This is a genomic window from Novosphingobium barchaimii LL02, assembly GCF_001046635.1.
GTDB lineage: Bacteria > Pseudomonadota > Alphaproteobacteria > Sphingomonadales > Sphingomonadaceae > Novosphingobium > Novosphingobium barchaimii.
Genome location: NZ_KQ130461.1, coordinates 78,073 through 91,298 on the forward strand (window position 1 = coordinate 78,073; position 13,226 = coordinate 91,298).

Sequence of the window (13,226 nt, forward strand, 5' to 3'; positions counted from 1 at the left end):
TTCACGCCCCCCCGACAATAAGAGCACCAAAGCCGAAGCCCTCGGCGGCGTCCTCGATGGTGGTCACAAGGCCGTCAAAATCTTCCTCCGGCCCTAGTAGGTCGGCAATCTCGATGACAGCGGGAAGGTCAGCGCCATGATTTTCGGCAAGGTCTTTGATGTAGCCAAAGCGGTCGAAATTGCCCTCTTCCTCATAGCGAGTGAGCGGGATGGTGCGGGCGGCGTTGATCCGAAGAATTGTGGCCAGCGGAATGTCGGTCATGTGCTGTTTTCCCTGCCTAGAATGGAGCCGAAGGCGATGACGGGTCATCGACTTCTGCCCAGCGGCGAGCAGGGCCGGGGAATGCCGCAAATCAGGGCCGATCAGGGGGGAGGGGAATCACCCGTCCTGCACGGAGCGAAGCGAAGGAAGGGCGGGGAAACCCGCCTGATCGCCAAGCGAGGCCGCATAGCGGCCGAGACGGTCCAGCCCTTGCGGCAGGGGGCAGGAACAGGCCCCGAAGTCGAACAGCGGGCGCGGCGGCATTGCCGCCTCAATCTAGGAAAAGCGCCCGCCAGGTCATAGCATAGCGGCGACCTAGCGGGCGCTGCGGCATGTCGCCGGCGACATGCCCAACGGATAGCGCCGGAAGCATCCGAGTAATCGGATCCTCCGTCAGTTTAATTGCCCGAGCGGTTGCGCGACACGTCCGCATAAGGTTTGCGGCGGCACTGGCTGCACCGAAGCCGCGCGATGAGTTCGTATATGCGGGTATCGAAAGAAATGCGGCGTGAGCGGGCGAAGTCGCCCAGCGGGGCGACGACGCGGCGACCGCAAGCGCACTGGATGCGCAGATAGCAGCCTTGCCGATACCAGATAGGATCAATGGGCTTGGGGCGGTTGTAGTTCGCGGCCATTGGGCGCTTATGCGCCAAACGGAACAGGAGGGGAACGCGCCGCGCGCACGCCGGCTATTGGATTGGCAAGGGAAAAGGGCTATATAGGCAATGCTTCGTGTGCTGATTCATTTCACGCACCTACCTGAACCCGCCGTGCTGTCACACGGCGGGTTCAAACTTTTAGGGCGGGCGGCCCTGTCAGACCACCCGCCCCGCTGGATCAGCCCTTATCGGACTTCCCCAGCTTCACAATTGCAATCACGAGCGCGACGGCTGCGATCGTCAATTGAGCTGCTTCATATGCTGTCAAATCACATCACCTCCTTTGAGCGAGAGGATTTGCGAAAGGCCGCTGTCACAGTCCTTCGCCCTCGCTCGATGAAGGCTATACAACGGATTGACGACAATGCGCGCGAAACGCTCTTCACATTTTCGTGAAGCCATTGGATGATCGCCGGCGACCGTTGATGAAAAGGGGAAGCTATGGGCCTCGTATCGCAGGTTAGCGCCGATGACCGGGAAAGCGCATGGCGAATAGTCCGTCATCGCGAAATCATGGAACGACTGATTCCGCTTTGGGCCGTGCTCGGCGTTGCGCTGGTGTTGATGGGCGTGGACCTGGGCGGGCGTCTGCTGTGGACGCTGCCGATGATCGGATATGTCTTTGGGGTGATGGCGGTCGATCATGGCCCTGATTACCGCGCCGCGAATTATTGGGTGCCGGTCCTGGGAAGCCAAGCGGCGGCGCTGCTGCCTCTCATCACCAAATTCTAGATCTCTCTGGAGCGGTGGCAGCTGCCACCGCTCCACGCGCGTCAAGCTCTGCCCTCGAAGCGGGCGATCAGCTGCTCCGCTACGGAAGCAATTTCGGCGGGGTCGGCGGTTTGAGTGCAATCGCCGCCTACAACAGCGCCGAGCGTGCCGCCGTCCAGTTGGACAACGTGGACACGCCACACGTCGCGCCGGAGTTCGTATTGATCGGGAAGCGGCCTCTGCATGATTTCATGAAACACTAGGTCAACCCATTGGCGCGCGTCCGGATCGGAAGACGCATCGGCGTAGTCGGCGCGGCTCGCCATGACGCTGTATCGGTCGCCTAGCATGAATTGGCGTTCGCGCGCGCGCCGGTCCTGCTCGATCCGCGTTACGCGATCTTTTTCCGCCCGCTTCATCGCCTGTTTCATCCGAACATCGTCGGCGCTGCGCGTCAGCGCCGCCATGATGTTGGGGACGCGCGCGGGCATATAATGCCCCGCGCGCTCGGCCGCCTCGATCACAAATTGCAAATCGCTGATCTCGGTAGGCGAGAGGGTGACGCGAACGGCGCTCGCCGTGTTGCTGATTTTCATGGCTGCGGCTCCGGCTCTTCTTTCGCCTTGTAGGCGGCAAGGCCGATCCATGATCCGTTGTCGCCGCGAAACTGGCGCACAACATCGCCGCCGTCCCAATGGCCGGTGAAGATGCCGCGCCGGTTGATGCCGCCGACGGGGCGCGTGCGCGCCGCCAGAAGGCGGGCGCGGCGCGTGTCTCGATCTAGGTGGCGCATGGGTTGCATGGTCAATCCTTCCTATTCGCTGGCGGTGTCGAGGTTTGTGCCGATCTCGTCGGCGTCGAAGTCTTCAAGGGCTGAAATCGCGCTTTCCAGTTCGGAAACTGCGGCGTCCATCGCCTGCGCACGTTCGCTGTCCTCAAGGCTGGGTGGTAGATTCTCGCGGGCGGCCTGTTCGTCATCCTTGACGGTTTCAAGCATGTCGCGCGCCTCATCCAACAGGGCTTTGCCCTTGTCGATCAGCACGCGGGCGGCGGCGATCTGCTTGCGGCGTTCGCGGTTCATGCCTCTGCCCTCACGTCGCCGCTGTCGATCTGGAATCCTGCGCGGGCCAGCTCGTCACAAAGGGCGTGCTGCCTCTCTTCGCGGGTGCCGCTGGTGGCGATATAGCTGCATCGCCCCCAATGGAACGCGAAGCCTGCACGTTTCAGGCATCCGCGAAACCGCTGGTGGGTGCGGTCGCTCCAATCCAGTGTGCCCGCATAGTTGCGGAAAGCGGCGACGGCGCAGACGGAACCATAATTCTCATCACGCCAGCTAAGCTCGATAACCGGGGGCGATTTGGTCATGATGGCCTCCCTCAATATTCACTGGTTAGGAGAATGGTGAGCACGCGGGTTGTGGCATCGGGATTCCACGGTTCGGCGCTGCCAAATTCAAGATCGCGGTCGTAATAGTCGAACTTCCACATGACCGAGAGGGCTGGGCGCGTGCTGTCGTCAGTCCAGCGGGTATGCCATTGGCCGATCACATCACGATAAAGGAAACCGGCGTCATGCTCGCCGTGCGGGTCGTTGTCGGGTGTGAAATCCTCAAAGCCCTCGATCATCTTGAGAATGTCGGACTGCGTGTTCTCGTCCAGCGCCGCGATGCCTTGCGTAATCACGGTGCGACAAGTCACACCCATCGTTCGCCGCGCAATGTCGTTCAGCGCCGCGATGGTGGCGATCTGGTCAGTTGTCGCTTCCATTTTCCTCACTCCTTTAGGCGAAGCCGCTGCCTGCGGCCTGCGGCTCTGACCCGCTGGCGAAGCGCGGGATGGGGAGGGGGAAGCAAAATCGATGGGAGTGGTGCGGGCGGCGCGTCTAGGGAGGCCCCGGCGCGCGGGAGCGCGCCGGAACTGGCCGAACTTGGCGTGCAACCCGGTCCTGTCGATTATGCTTCGGGAACGAAAGGGCGGGTGCCCTTGGTGTTCCCCCCGGTGGCAACTGCCACTACTGACGGGGCGCGGCCCTGGGCCGCTCGATCCTATGTGGCAGCTGACAGACTACTAGGCGCGCGGCCCTGGCCGCTCATTTTCAGCGCTCGCGGTCCTTTGATTTCTCGGCCGCCTGTGTCGGTGATTTGCCTTCGCGCAATGTTGCGGCGACATGCGCCTTTGCGCTTTCGACGATCTGCGCCAGCTGTTCCTTCGATGCGCCGCGCTCGGTAGCTGTGGCGACGCGCTTATCAATGGCCAGCTGGAATTGCGCGAACCTGGCATCGGCCCGGTTCTGCTCAGGCGAGTTTTTCTCGAATTGCGCGGCAAGGCGTAGATCAACCTGACTGACGCCGGGAGGCATGACTTGCAGACGTAGCACGCGATCGGCGGCCTGAATGTCGCGGTCGGTCATTTTCGAAAGGAAATCAGCAGTGCCCGCGCTGATGGCGCGGACTCGTTGCAGCGGGTCCATGCCCTCGGACCAACTGACTTCGATTTGATGATAGCGGCGCTGTTCGATCAGTTGAAGGTGGTGCATCGGCCCTTTGGGATCACGGAAAAAGGCGAGTTCCTGCGCAGAACGGGCGGCTAGCTGGCGCATGTCAGCGGACGTTTCCGCGATCCGGTTAAGCTGCTCATACTGCCGCGACGCAACGGTTTGCGCAGTAGGTAAGTAACGGCTGATCTGATCCTTGGCTTGCTCGATGCTCATAGCGCGCCGTTCGCCAGCTGGCATGAGAGATTCCATCGAGGGCGGAAACGCGATGCCCGCTGGCCCGCGCGCTGGCTCGACGCGGCTCTGTTCGAGGGGCATGGCATCACGGATAACTTTGGCGAGGGAGGCGTGATTTCCGGTATGGAAGCTATCGCGGCTCGCCTCCATCCAGTCCTTCGGCCCCATTGCCTGGATCGAGACGAATTTTTCGGCCGCAAGGGAATGTAGCTGCAAGTGCAGCCGCATGGTACGACCATTGCCCTCACGGAACGGATGAACGGCATTTAATTCGGAGATATGCCGTCCCATGGTATCGGCAAAGCGATCACGATCCATCGACTTGAGGGTTTGGAGGTCGGGCAGCTGCTTAAATTCGTGCTCCATGCTGCGGGCAATGAAGTGCGCTCGCGCAAAAGTGCTGCCGGGTTTGCTTATGTCCACAGTCCGAAAGCGCCCCGCCCAATCATATACATCCTGAAACAGATGATTGTGCAGTTCGCGATACTCGCGCGCATTCGTCGCCGGCATGGCGCGCTGCACAATCAGCTCGCCATGCCGGACAACCGAGAAGAAAGCTTCTCGCTCCTTGAGAATATTATCGTCGCGGATTCCCAGCTTGTTCCGAAGAACGTCGCTGTTACGCCAGGTGTAAGGGTCGCTCACCAATCATGCAGCAAGTTTCTGGCGGGACAGAACATCACGGTTGTAGTCCTGCGCCAGACCAATCGCCACATCGACGGGAATTTGGGTTTCGACCAACAGCAAACAAAAAGAGTGGTCATCCGAAACCAATTCAAGTCCTTCAATCTTGCAATTTGCGATTGCTTCGCAATAAGCTGCCATCACGTCAGGAATGTCTTCCTGCCGACGCGGCTCATACCCCATCGCCTTGATGCGATTCCTGTAGGTGTCGATGATATTTTCCATTTTGCACCTAAAAACGACCTGCTCCCGCCCATAGTTAACATGTCGGGATTTGTATATAAACCACATTGAGTAGCCCCCCATATTTCACTTTCCTGAAATGAGACGCCGCGCAAGCGCGGCGTCTCGTGCATTTTGCGGGGCGGGGCATTCAATCCGCTTGGTCGGTCATCATCGCCAACAGGTAGTCGGCGGCGTTCTGCGCCTCGCGGGCTGCCTCAAAAATGGCGCGCTTGTCGTTGCGGAGCGCGGTCAACCAGTGCTCGATATACGCGGCATGGTCTTCGCGTTCCTCGACCTTGAAACCGACAATCGCGCCGATGAAGGATGCGCCCAGCTCGGCCACGAGTTCGTCCCTCGCATAGTCGGCGCGACTCGTTGAAATCAGGGTTTTTCGGTTGAGGCGGCTTTCATGCCCTGCATGATGCACGGCCTCATGCGCAAGCGTGGCATAGTAGTCGTCGGCGGAATGGAACGCTTCAAAAGCGGGCATTTGGATATAGTCGTCGCGGGTGTGGTAATAGGCTTGCGATCCGCCGATGCGAACGGTTGCGTCGATGCGAGAGAACATCACTTCAAGCTCAACGTCGCGGGTTTCGGGATTGGTGATGATCGGGGCGGGCGCGGGATATTTGCCGTCCAGTCCTTCGACCTGATCGGCATTGAAAACCGTGTATCGTTTCAAGAACGGAATGGCGCGCTCGTTGTCCGTCTCGGAGTCTTTCACGACAAGCTTGTTGGCATAGACAATGGTGGTTCCCTTGCTGCCCTTCCTGACATTGCCGCCCAGCTCCAACGCCTGTTTGAAGGTCAGCCAATAGGGCGAGGCGAAGCCCTGACGCATAGCGCTGGCCCAAAGGCTGAGGACGTTGATCCCACGATAGGCGACCCCATTGTGCCGGAGCGGAATGGTCGGCCCACCGCTCCACGGCTTCACCCACGGCTTGGTGCCCGCTTCCAGCATCGCAAGAATGTCGTCGGTGACGGCCTGATAAATGTCGATCCGGTTCGTTTCCTTAGCCATTTTTCACTCCTTTAGGCGAAGCCGCTGCCTGCGGCCTGCGGCTCTGACCCGCTGGCGAAGCGCGGGATGGGGAGGGGGAAGCAAAATCGATGGGAGTGGTGCGGGCGGCACGGCTAGGGAGGCTCCGGCGCTCGCGCGCGCCGGAACTGGCCGAACTTGGCGTGCAACCCGGTCCTGTCGATTATGCTTCGGGAACGAAAGGGCGGGTGCCCTTGGTGTTCCCCCGGTGGCAGCTGCCACCACCGGCAACGCGCGGCCCTAGCCGCTCATTATACGCGGCCGATTTTACCGGCTGCGTTCTGTAAAATGGGTGCGGTGGCAGCTGCCACCGCCCCGCAAGTTTGCGGGGAGCGCGGGAGTGAAGCGCGCTCCCCATGCCGTCATGCCGCTTGGCTTTCGCTATCAGCGGCATCGGGCAAGGCAGAGGGTCGAAGGGCGGGGGGCAGGATGCGCCGCCCCGCAAGGCGCTCGTTGACCGTCAAGGCAAGATCAGAGCGCTTCATGGTCTGGCAATTCTCTGCGGCGTCGTTGCCGCAACCTTCGGCCAGCAGCTTCAAGAGCGTGGCCTTGCTAAGCTGGTCATAGAATACCTGATTGGGTTCCCACTTGTCGGCCATGTCGATCTGCGCGGCCCCGACGATCTGCGCCAGCTGGCGGTCGCGGTCGCTATGGAACGAAAGGCTCGTGATCTGCGAGGCCACGCAGTAGGCCAGCAGCCGCAATTTCGCTTCGCTGTCCATCTGGCGCATGTCGTCCAGCGTGGGTGTCTCGGCCAAGCGGGCAAGATCGGCCCCCGCGATTTCGTCAATGTCGGCAATCGTGGAATGGCCCATGATCGCCTCGTCAACATGGAAGCGGTTCTTCTCGGCGGTGATTTCGGCGGCTTGTTGCCACGAATAGGAGTTGCCGCGAACCTGCCCCAATAGGCCCGTCAAGAGCACGTCCAGCGCCAGCTCCGGGTCGCTGGCAAGGGCTTCCCGAACCGCCATCGTGCGGATGCCGCCCAGCTGATCCATGACCTTCTGCGAGTAGTCGGGCCGGGGAGGCTTGGGGCCATCGGCGGCGGTGCCCTTGGCGCTGCGCGTGAACGCAACCTGTTCGATACCGTCATGCCCGATGAAGACGATAAGCGAGTGCTCGGCCTTCTGCTCGGCGGTGAAGACGCGGCAAGCCGATACGATAGCGTCCTGCTTGCGGGTCAGGGCGCGCAACTCGTCGTCATAGTCGTGCTCGTCCTCGTCCACCTCGCTTTCCCGCTTGGCGATTGCCGCCTCGATCTCGACCAGCTGCGCGGTTTCTTCCTCGGTCGGATGGCGCTCGCCAGCGGGTTCCAGATGGCCGCGCATCCAGTAGGAATCAGGCCGGTAGAGCTGCCCTTCTGCATCGCGCCAGCCATCTTCGCGCGCCGCCTTGGCGATGGCGTCGAGCCGATCTTGCACAAGGTCCATGACAAGGCCCGCATCATCGCAATAGCGACGTTCTCCGAAAAGATCGGTGGTGAAGGTGCCGCCTGCGGCGCAATAGGCTTCCTCGCCTACAATGCGAAAATGCTTGTCGGTATCGGCAACCTTCTCCTGGGTGAGCATGGCGCGGATTTGGTGGGCGTTGTCGCCGGTGCGCTTGAAAACCTCAAGCTGGCGGTCCTGATCGTCTGTCAGCGCGAAAGCCTGCGCCGCGCCCATGCCGATTTCGTCTTTCTGGAAGGCTTTGAGAATGGTCGGGTGCAGCGCCGCCAGCTTCAACACGCGGCGGACATAGGCGGGGGAGACGCCGAACGATGCTGCAACATCGTCAACGTCTTTGCCGCTGTCGATGATCGCCCGATAGGCGGCGATGGCATCGGCGGGGTGCATGTCCTCACGCTGCGCGTTCTCGGCAAGAGAGATTTCCAGCGCCTCGTCCTTGCTGCGGATTTCAACGGGAACCTCGAAAGTGCCGGGGATGGTCTTTGCCTTCTGCAACAGCTTCAAGGCCCGGTAGCGCCGCCCTCCAGCGCAAATCTTGATCTTGCCGTCCTCATCATAGCCGATCAGGTTTTGCAGCACGCCCCGCGCCTGAATGTCGGCTGCGAGGGCTTCAATTTCCTTGGGCTTCACCTTCCGCACGTTGAGGTCGGAAAGCGCCAGCTTGTTCAGTTGGATGGTCTGGATGGTCATTTTTCACTCCTTTAGGCGAAGCCGCTGCCTGCGGCCTGCGGCTCTGACCCGCTGGCGAAGCGCGGGATGGGGAGGGGGAAGCAAAATCGATGGGAGTGGTGCGGGCGGCGCGACTAGGGAGGCCCCGGCGCGCGTGAGCGCGCCGGAACTGGCCGAACTTGTCGAGCAACCCGGTCCTGTCGATTATGCTTCGGGAACGAAAGGGCGGGTGCCCTTGGTGTTCCCCCCCGGTGGCAGCTGCCACCACCGGCAAGGCGCGGCCCAGGGCCGCACATTTAGCGGCTAGAGAATGGCGAGAGCGAGAACCGCAACGATTGATCCGCACAATGCGGACAAGAGCATCAGGCGTGTCGTCGCGGCATTGATCGCGATCGCAGCGCCGGCACAGGCCCATAGCAGCGCAATCGTGGGTCCAGCGCGGTAGATAAGGAAGCCGATATAGCTGTTCGGCAGGAGCCGCGGATAATCGACGATCAGGCGTGCAACGATACCGCCGCCTGCGAGAATGAGCGCGGCGATCAGCCATGCCGCGATTGCCTCGACGCGCGGCGATGCACTGTGCCTGGGCGCGGCCTGCATCGTCGTTCGCATCGCATCATTCATGCTAATCTTCCCTTATAGCCCTGACCGTCACCCGAATGGGCGGAGACGGCTTTGCTGGCTCCGTGGAGCCGCGCGGCGCAGCCGTGGGGTGGAATAGGGCAGGTTCCCGGCTCCGATCATTTGCACTTGTTCGGCAACTGGCCCCTCTCGATCGCCAGATTCCTCATCGCCTCGTAATCGACACCCCAAAGGCCTCGCCGCTCGTCGGCTGCATCTTTCATGAAACGGGCATAGGCCAGCCCTGAATGTTGCCTGTAATCAACGGCATATCCATGGCGCACCATCGTTGCCGAAACAGATGCCCCATTCGACCGAAACCGGCACGACAGGTTAGACCGGCCCCAGCTTGTCCGCCGCGTGTTGCATATCGGCTCGATCGTCAGCTTTTCGTCCTGAAAATCGCTGGTGCAATCCATGCCGCCATTTTGCTTCACCAGCTCTTCCAAATAGAGCTGCGCTGCGATCTTGGGCACATTGCCCTTACCGTCCTCATCCGGCGCATCGATTCCCGACAACCGCACCCGCTTTTTATCGAGCGTTTCGAGCGTATCGCCGTCGATAATGCGCGGGTTCTCGACGTGGATCGAAACTGGCTCGCTATTCCTTGCTTGCATCTGATTGAACAGCGCACCGAACGCGAAAACAGAGAGAATCGGCAACGCGATTTGCTGATTTCGCGGCCATTTTTTGAAACCTCGGATCAGCACCTGGCTTTCTCCTGAAGAATGTCGTTCCAGTCCATCGGCGCCGGGGCTGGCGGGAGGATGATTTTCAATTCGCGGTCGTTGGCAGTGAGGTGGCCGCGCGCGTCCTCTATGGCCTGTGCCGCTTCCTGGCCGTGTTGCGAGTAGATGACGATTTTGCGGATGCGTTCGGGGATCGCGATCAGGCCATAGCGGCGAATGCCGCCCGCGCCCCATACCTTAAATTTCCCGGCGCTAAGCTGGGACACGGAAACGGCTTCCTCGAAGCCTTCCGCGAGGCGCAGCACGTCGCCGGGTGGCTGGCCGCCGATCCGCATGGCGGCATGTCGGACCAGGCCAAGCGTCAATTTCGCCTCGCGCAGCGCCGCATGGTAGCGTTTCTCGCCGGTTGCTGGATCGAGCAAGATCCGCTGCACGGCGATTATGCCTTCATCGGCCTCGAACGGCACGAGAAGGGCAGGATGCTCTTCGCGGGCATCGGGCGGGCCAACGATGCAGCGCGGTGCGAAGCGAACCTTGAGGCCGGTCGGGTCGATTGCGCGCGAACGCAGATAGCGTTCAGCCGCGGTGCCCGCGATCGGCACGGCGGAATCCCATAGTTGCAGGGCGAGCTTCCGGCGCGAGGGTTCAGGCGCGCGATCGACCGTCTCGCCGCTGGTGTGACGATTGATTTTGCGGCTGTTGAGCGCGGACCATACGGCTTCCTGGCTGCAACCGGCCCAACATTTGAACAGGACGGCCTTCTTGCCGGGGGTGACTTGGAGCGACGGATTGCGGTCGTTGTGGGCTGGGCAGCAAACCATGCCATATGAGCCGCGCCAGTGGCCGCCCATATCCGCTACGATCCGACGTGCGCGTGCTTCGACGTCCATCTGCATCGAACTTCTTTCGTCAACGGTATCCCTACATTGGGATTTATACACATTTCACGGAGGCGGGCAAACGGCCGGGATATATGCCAATATCGCGCATGGCCCGACTAGGGCCATTCAATATAAATATCTCCGCCGGTTATCTTCACTTGCGGATGACTCACGTTCTTTCGCCTCAATCGCTTCGCCCAAGCTGGCGAGAATATCGGCCAGCTCGCGCTTGTCCCGCTCTTCACGGGTTAGCTCCCATAGGGGCAGCTGATCCCTCATGCGCTCCATGTCGCGCGCCGCCTCGATCTGGCGATACTGTTCGCAAGCGGGGGCTGGGTCAGCCGCGATGCCGCGACGGCGGCGAGCGGCGAAGATTTTGGAGAGGAAGGCGGGGAAGAGGAAGCGATAGGCGTTCGTGGCCTGCTTGATGCGCGGGCCAGCGCCTTGCGCTTCTTGATCGGGAACCGGCTCGTAGCGCCGGAACCAGTCGATAATGCGCGCCTCTTTGAGGCGCGAAAGCGTCTGAACGACGCAATTTTTGCTGAGGCCGGTTCCCTCCATGATGGTGTGAAGGCTGGGGAACAACGCGCCGGTGCTATAGTCGATGACGCGGGCCAGGAACTCGATAATCTGGATGCCGGCCTGTCCGATCGCACCGTTACGAATGCGCGGCGTGGTTGTCCGCCGCTGCGCGAGCGTCTGCCGCTCGTAGAGCTTTGCGGCTTCGATCATCTCGCGCATCTGGCGAGCATTGCGGATCGGCGTGTAGGCCTTCGCCCGCTTCTCGTGGCCTACGGCGATGCTGCCGGCCCAGACTTTGACGCGCGGTTTTTCGGCACGCGCTAGCAAGGCGCGGTCGATCTTGGCGAGGCCAGTGCTACGCAGCACGGCGCCTATGGAAGTGGTCATGCGGACCTCCCTTCGTCGGTCCCGCGAGGCCAAGCGCCATCGCTCCCGAAAGCACGCTTTCGAGATTGACTTTCGCTGCCGCACCACCGATAAAGGGAGCCAAGTTAGACGCGCTCACCTTCGGTGGCACAAACAGCCCTCGCTCAGCCAAGCGAGGGTTTTTTGTTGCCCTGTCGCCTCGGGGAGCCACCCCGCACGCAACAGATGAATCGCCGACTCCAAGGCGGAATCAGCGCGTCATAACTGGCTCAAGTTTAAGGGGTTGGCAAGAATAAGCGTGCGCGCACGCTTATAAGGCCCAGTCGGCCCCAAGCTGCGATTTTGGCCAAGTCGGAGAACGTTTTGGGAACGTGGCATTCGGTATTGACGATGGAAATCATAGAAGAGGACAGTTCGCTCCATCATAGGGAGTGGGTTGATGGATCGGAGTATTCCGGGCGGGGATTTGATCGGACGATGGAGCCTGAGCTTTGCCGATATTGATTTTGTAAATTCGAAGCCGGCCCTGACGCGCCTTGGCCTCGCCGCGCAGCTGAAATTCTTCGCTTCCCTGGGGTTTTTCGCGATCGATCCCGGCTCAATCCCTACCGATGGCCTCTCGTATCTGGCCGAGCAACTCGGTGTCGAGGCTGGCGAGATAGCCGGTTATGACTTTTCCAGTCGGACAGCACGACGGCATTGTGCGGAGATCCTGATCCATCCTGGATATCACCGCATGAAGCGGGTGGATCGCGCGCAATTGACGGAATGGATTGCTGGCGAGCTGTGCCCGGGCGGCCAGTCGATCAATGCCATGCTTGAGCATGTTTTCCTGTGGTGCCGGGACCGGCGTATTTATGGGCCGTCGCGCAAGGAGCTTGAACGTGTCGTTCGCTCACAACGGCAAGATTATCTGGACACCTGGCTGATCGGAGCCAGTGATCGGCTTTCGTCAGATGCGGTGGCGTTATTGGAAGCCTCGCTTGCCGATCCGGACAGCTCGACCGGATTCAACAGGATGAAGGGTGACGCCGGACAGGCAACGCTCGACAACATTCTCGACGTGACCGAGAAACTCGCCTTTATCCAGAGACTTGATCTTCCCCATGATCTCCTGACGGCTACGGGCAAGCCATGGGTCGATCAGATTGTTCGCCGCGTTGCCGGTGAAAAGGCCTCGGAGATGCGCCGGCATGCGCCGGCGCGACAGCTCGGCCTTTATGCGATTTATCTAATGTCGCGGGAGGCGCAACTCACTGACGCGATGATCGACCTGCTGATCGAAACCGTTCACAAGATCGGAACGCGCTCGAAACGCAAGGTGGTGGGCGATATCGCGAAAGACATCGAGCGGGTCTATGGAAAGGAGCGCCTGCTGGTCGAGATCGCCAGCGCCTCGATCAATGAACCATCGGGGCGCATCTGCGATGTCATTTTCCCGATCGCCGGTAAGGCCAAGCTGGCGGCGATCGTCAAGGAGAGCCATGCGAAGGGCGCTCTGGACCGGCGCATCTACAAGGTGATGCGTGGTTCCTGGCTCTGTTGCAAAGATTGGCGGCAGTCAGAGGTAGGCTGTCGCTCTGCGCCGATCAGGCGGCTGCTGCGAAATGGTGGTTGAGCATGCCCATGGCCTCCGTCAGCGCCGAGGGCCCAATGCCAAAAGCTCTCTCCACAAGGCGCACCTCGCCCCTGATGCCGGGCTGCAGGCACCAGGGGCGAG

18 protein-coding genes and 1 pseudogene are annotated in these 13,226 nt (G+C 60.9%); 2 read left to right on the forward strand and 17 right to left on the reverse strand.

Annotation, left to right across the window (positions count from 1 at the left end; translation table 11 throughout):
* Position 1: 1 nt before the first annotated feature.
* The 3 genes from V474_RS23440 to V474_RS23445 all read right to left on the reverse strand — a co-directional run bounded on the left by V474_RS23440 (position 2) and on the right by V474_RS23445 (position 897).
* Positions 2–262, reverse strand: coding sequence for a hypothetical protein (locus V474_RS23440; RefSeq protein ID WP_008831823.1), 261 nt, complete (start codon positions 260–262; stop codon positions 2–4).
* Positions 263–379: 117 nt separating this feature from the next.
* The gene (locus V474_RS26355) at positions 380–526 is read right to left on the reverse strand and encodes a hypothetical protein (RefSeq protein WP_021223025.1); all 147 of its coding nucleotides are present in this window, start codon (positions 524–526) and stop codon (positions 380–382) included.
* A gap of 134 nt (positions 527–660) precedes the next feature.
* Entirely contained in the window at positions 661–897 is a 237-nt protein-coding gene (locus tag V474_RS23445; protein WP_008831822.1) for a hypothetical protein, read from the reverse strand.
* Between the two features lie 465 nt (positions 898–1,362).
* On the opposite strand from V474_RS23445, the gene V474_RS23450 reads away from it, so the two are divergent.
* Positions 1,363–1,653 (forward strand): hypothetical protein, encoded by a 291-nt coding sequence (locus tag V474_RS23450; RefSeq protein ID WP_008831821.1) that lies wholly within the window; start codon positions 1,363–1,365, stop codon positions 1,651–1,653.
* A 41-nt stretch (positions 1,654–1,694) separates the two neighbouring features.
* Here the strand turns inward: V474_RS23450 and V474_RS23455 are convergent, their stop codons facing one another.
* From V474_RS23455 to V474_RS23515, 13 genes are all read right to left on the reverse strand, one after another.
* A complete protein-coding gene (locus tag V474_RS23455; RefSeq protein WP_037520606.1) occupies positions 1,695–2,228 on the reverse strand; it encodes a hypothetical protein in 534 nt (177 codons plus the stop codon).
* Entirely contained in the window at positions 2,225–2,425 is a 201-nt protein-coding gene (locus V474_RS23460) for a hypothetical protein (protein WP_020819821.1), read from the reverse strand. The genes V474_RS23455 and V474_RS23460 overlap by 4 nt, the downstream gene beginning before the upstream one ends.
* 21 nt (positions 2,426–2,446) lie before the next feature.
* Positions 2,447–2,713 carry a hypothetical protein gene (locus tag V474_RS23465; protein ID WP_008831641.1) on the reverse strand — a complete coding sequence of 89 codons (267 nt, stop codon included), beginning with the start codon at positions 2,711–2,713 and terminating at the stop codon, positions 2,447–2,449.
* The gene (locus V474_RS23470; RefSeq protein ID WP_030541545.1) at positions 2,710–2,997 is read right to left on the reverse strand and encodes a hypothetical protein; all 288 of its coding nucleotides are present in this window, start codon (positions 2,995–2,997) and stop codon (positions 2,710–2,712) included. The genes V474_RS23465 and V474_RS23470 overlap by 4 nt, the downstream gene beginning before the upstream one ends.
* An 11-nt stretch (positions 2,998–3,008) precedes the next feature.
* Positions 3,009–3,398 carry a DUF3768 domain-containing protein gene (locus V474_RS23475; RefSeq protein WP_008831643.1) on the reverse strand — a complete coding sequence of 130 codons (390 nt, stop codon included), beginning with the start codon at positions 3,396–3,398 and terminating at the stop codon, positions 3,009–3,011.
* A gap of 328 nt (positions 3,399–3,726) precedes the next feature.
* Entirely contained in the window at positions 3,727–5,007 is a 1,281-nt protein-coding gene (locus tag V474_RS23480; protein ID WP_059153630.1) for a Fic/DOC family protein, read from the reverse strand.
* 3 nt (positions 5,008–5,010) lie between these two features.
* Complete coding sequence (locus V474_RS23485; RefSeq protein WP_022684640.1) at positions 5,011–5,271, reverse strand: hypothetical protein; 261 nt, start codon at positions 5,269–5,271, stop codon at positions 5,011–5,013.
* 148 nt (positions 5,272–5,419) lie between these two features.
* Positions 5,420–6,292, reverse strand: a complete 873-nt coding sequence (locus V474_RS23490) for an ArdC family protein (RefSeq protein ID WP_059153607.1) — start codon at positions 6,290–6,292, stop codon at positions 5,420–5,422.
* A 380-nt stretch (positions 6,293–6,672) separates the two neighbouring features.
* Positions 6,673–8,448, reverse strand: a complete 1,776-nt coding sequence (locus tag V474_RS23495; protein ID WP_059153608.1) for a ParB/RepB/Spo0J family partition protein — start codon at positions 8,446–8,448, stop codon at positions 6,673–6,675.
* 282 nt (positions 8,449–8,730) lie between these two features.
* Positions 8,731–9,051, reverse strand: a complete 321-nt coding sequence (locus V474_RS23500; RefSeq protein WP_020819818.1) for a hypothetical protein — start codon at positions 9,049–9,051, stop codon at positions 8,731–8,733.
* Positions 9,052–9,167: 116 nt separating this feature from the next.
* A complete protein-coding gene (locus tag V474_RS23505) occupies positions 9,168–9,758 on the reverse strand; it encodes a thermonuclease family protein (RefSeq protein WP_020819817.1) in 591 nt (196 codons plus the stop codon).
* A complete protein-coding gene (locus tag V474_RS23510) occupies positions 9,752–10,627 on the reverse strand; it encodes a DUF7146 domain-containing protein (RefSeq protein WP_236711415.1) in 876 nt (291 codons plus the stop codon). The genes V474_RS23505 and V474_RS23510 overlap by 7 nt, the downstream gene beginning before the upstream one ends.
* Positions 10,628–10,744: 117 nt before the next feature.
* A complete protein-coding gene (locus V474_RS23515; protein WP_236711416.1) occupies positions 10,745–11,560 on the reverse strand; it encodes a replication initiation protein in 816 nt (271 codons plus the stop codon).
* Positions 11,561–11,945: 385 nt separating this feature from the next.
* On the opposite strand from V474_RS23515, the gene V474_RS23520 reads away from it, so the two are divergent.
* Positions 11,946–13,124 carry a DUF4158 domain-containing protein gene (locus V474_RS23520; protein ID WP_082699993.1) on the forward strand — a complete coding sequence of 393 codons (1,179 nt, stop codon included), beginning with the start codon at positions 11,946–11,948 and terminating at the stop codon, positions 13,122–13,124.
* On the opposite strand, the pseudogene V474_RS26360 reads toward V474_RS23520, so the two are convergent.
* A pseudogene (locus V474_RS26360) lies at positions 13,096–13,226 on the reverse strand (IS6 family transposase); the annotation flags it as partial. The gene V474_RS23520 and the pseudogene V474_RS26360 sit on opposite strands and share 29 nt — an antisense overlap.

Bases quoted from the DNA above. Each gene is read 5' to 3' on its own strand.
- V474_RS23455 (WP_037520606.1), bottom strand. From the start codon at position 2,228: ATGAAAATCAGCAACACGGCGAGCGCCGTTCGCGTCACCCTCTCGCCT.
- V474_RS23440 (WP_008831823.1), bottom strand. From the start codon at position 262: ATGACCGACATTCCGCTGGCCACAATTCTTCGGATCAACGCCGCCCGC.
- V474_RS23510 (WP_236711415.1), bottom strand. From the start codon at position 10,627: ATGGACGTCGAAGCACGCGCACGTCGGATCGTAGCGGATATGGGCGGC.
- V474_RS23500 (WP_020819818.1), bottom strand. From the start codon at position 9,051: ATGAATGATGCGATGCGAACGACGATGCAGGCCGCGCCCAGGCACAGT.
- V474_RS23465 (WP_008831641.1), bottom strand. From the start codon at position 2,713: ATGAACCGCGAACGCCGCAAGCAGATCGCCGCCGCCCGCGTGCTGATC.
- V474_RS23450 (WP_008831821.1), top strand. From the start codon at position 1,363: ATGGGCCTCGTATCGCAGGTTAGCGCCGATGACCGGGAAAGCGCATGG.
- V474_RS23495 (WP_059153608.1), bottom strand. From the start codon at position 8,448: ATGACCATCCAGACCATCCAACTGAACAAGCTGGCGCTTTCCGACCTC.
- V474_RS23470 (WP_030541545.1), bottom strand. From the start codon at position 2,997: ATGACCAAATCGCCCCCGGTTATCGAGCTTAGCTGGCGTGATGAGAAT.
- V474_RS23460 (WP_020819821.1), bottom strand. From the start codon at position 2,425: ATGCGCCACCTAGATCGAGACACGCGCCGCGCCCGCCTTCTGGCGGCG.
- V474_RS23490 (WP_059153607.1), bottom strand. From the start codon at position 6,292: ATGGCTAAGGAAACGAACCGGATCGACATTTATCAGGCCGTCACCGAC.
- V474_RS23445 (WP_008831822.1), bottom strand. From the start codon at position 897: ATGGCCGCGAACTACAACCGCCCCAAGCCCATTGATCCTATCTGGTAT.
- V474_RS23485 (WP_022684640.1), bottom strand. From the start codon at position 5,271: ATGGAAAATATCATCGACACCTACAGGAATCGCATCAAGGCGATGGGG.
- V474_RS23520 (WP_082699993.1), top strand. From the start codon at position 11,946: ATGGATCGGAGTATTCCGGGCGGGGATTTGATCGGACGATGGAGCCTG.
- V474_RS26355 (WP_021223025.1), bottom strand. From the start codon at position 526: ATGCCGCCGCGCCCGCTGTTCGACTTCGGGGCCTGTTCCTGCCCCCTG.
- V474_RS23475 (WP_008831643.1), bottom strand. From the start codon at position 3,398: ATGGAAGCGACAACTGACCAGATCGCCACCATCGCGGCGCTGAACGAC.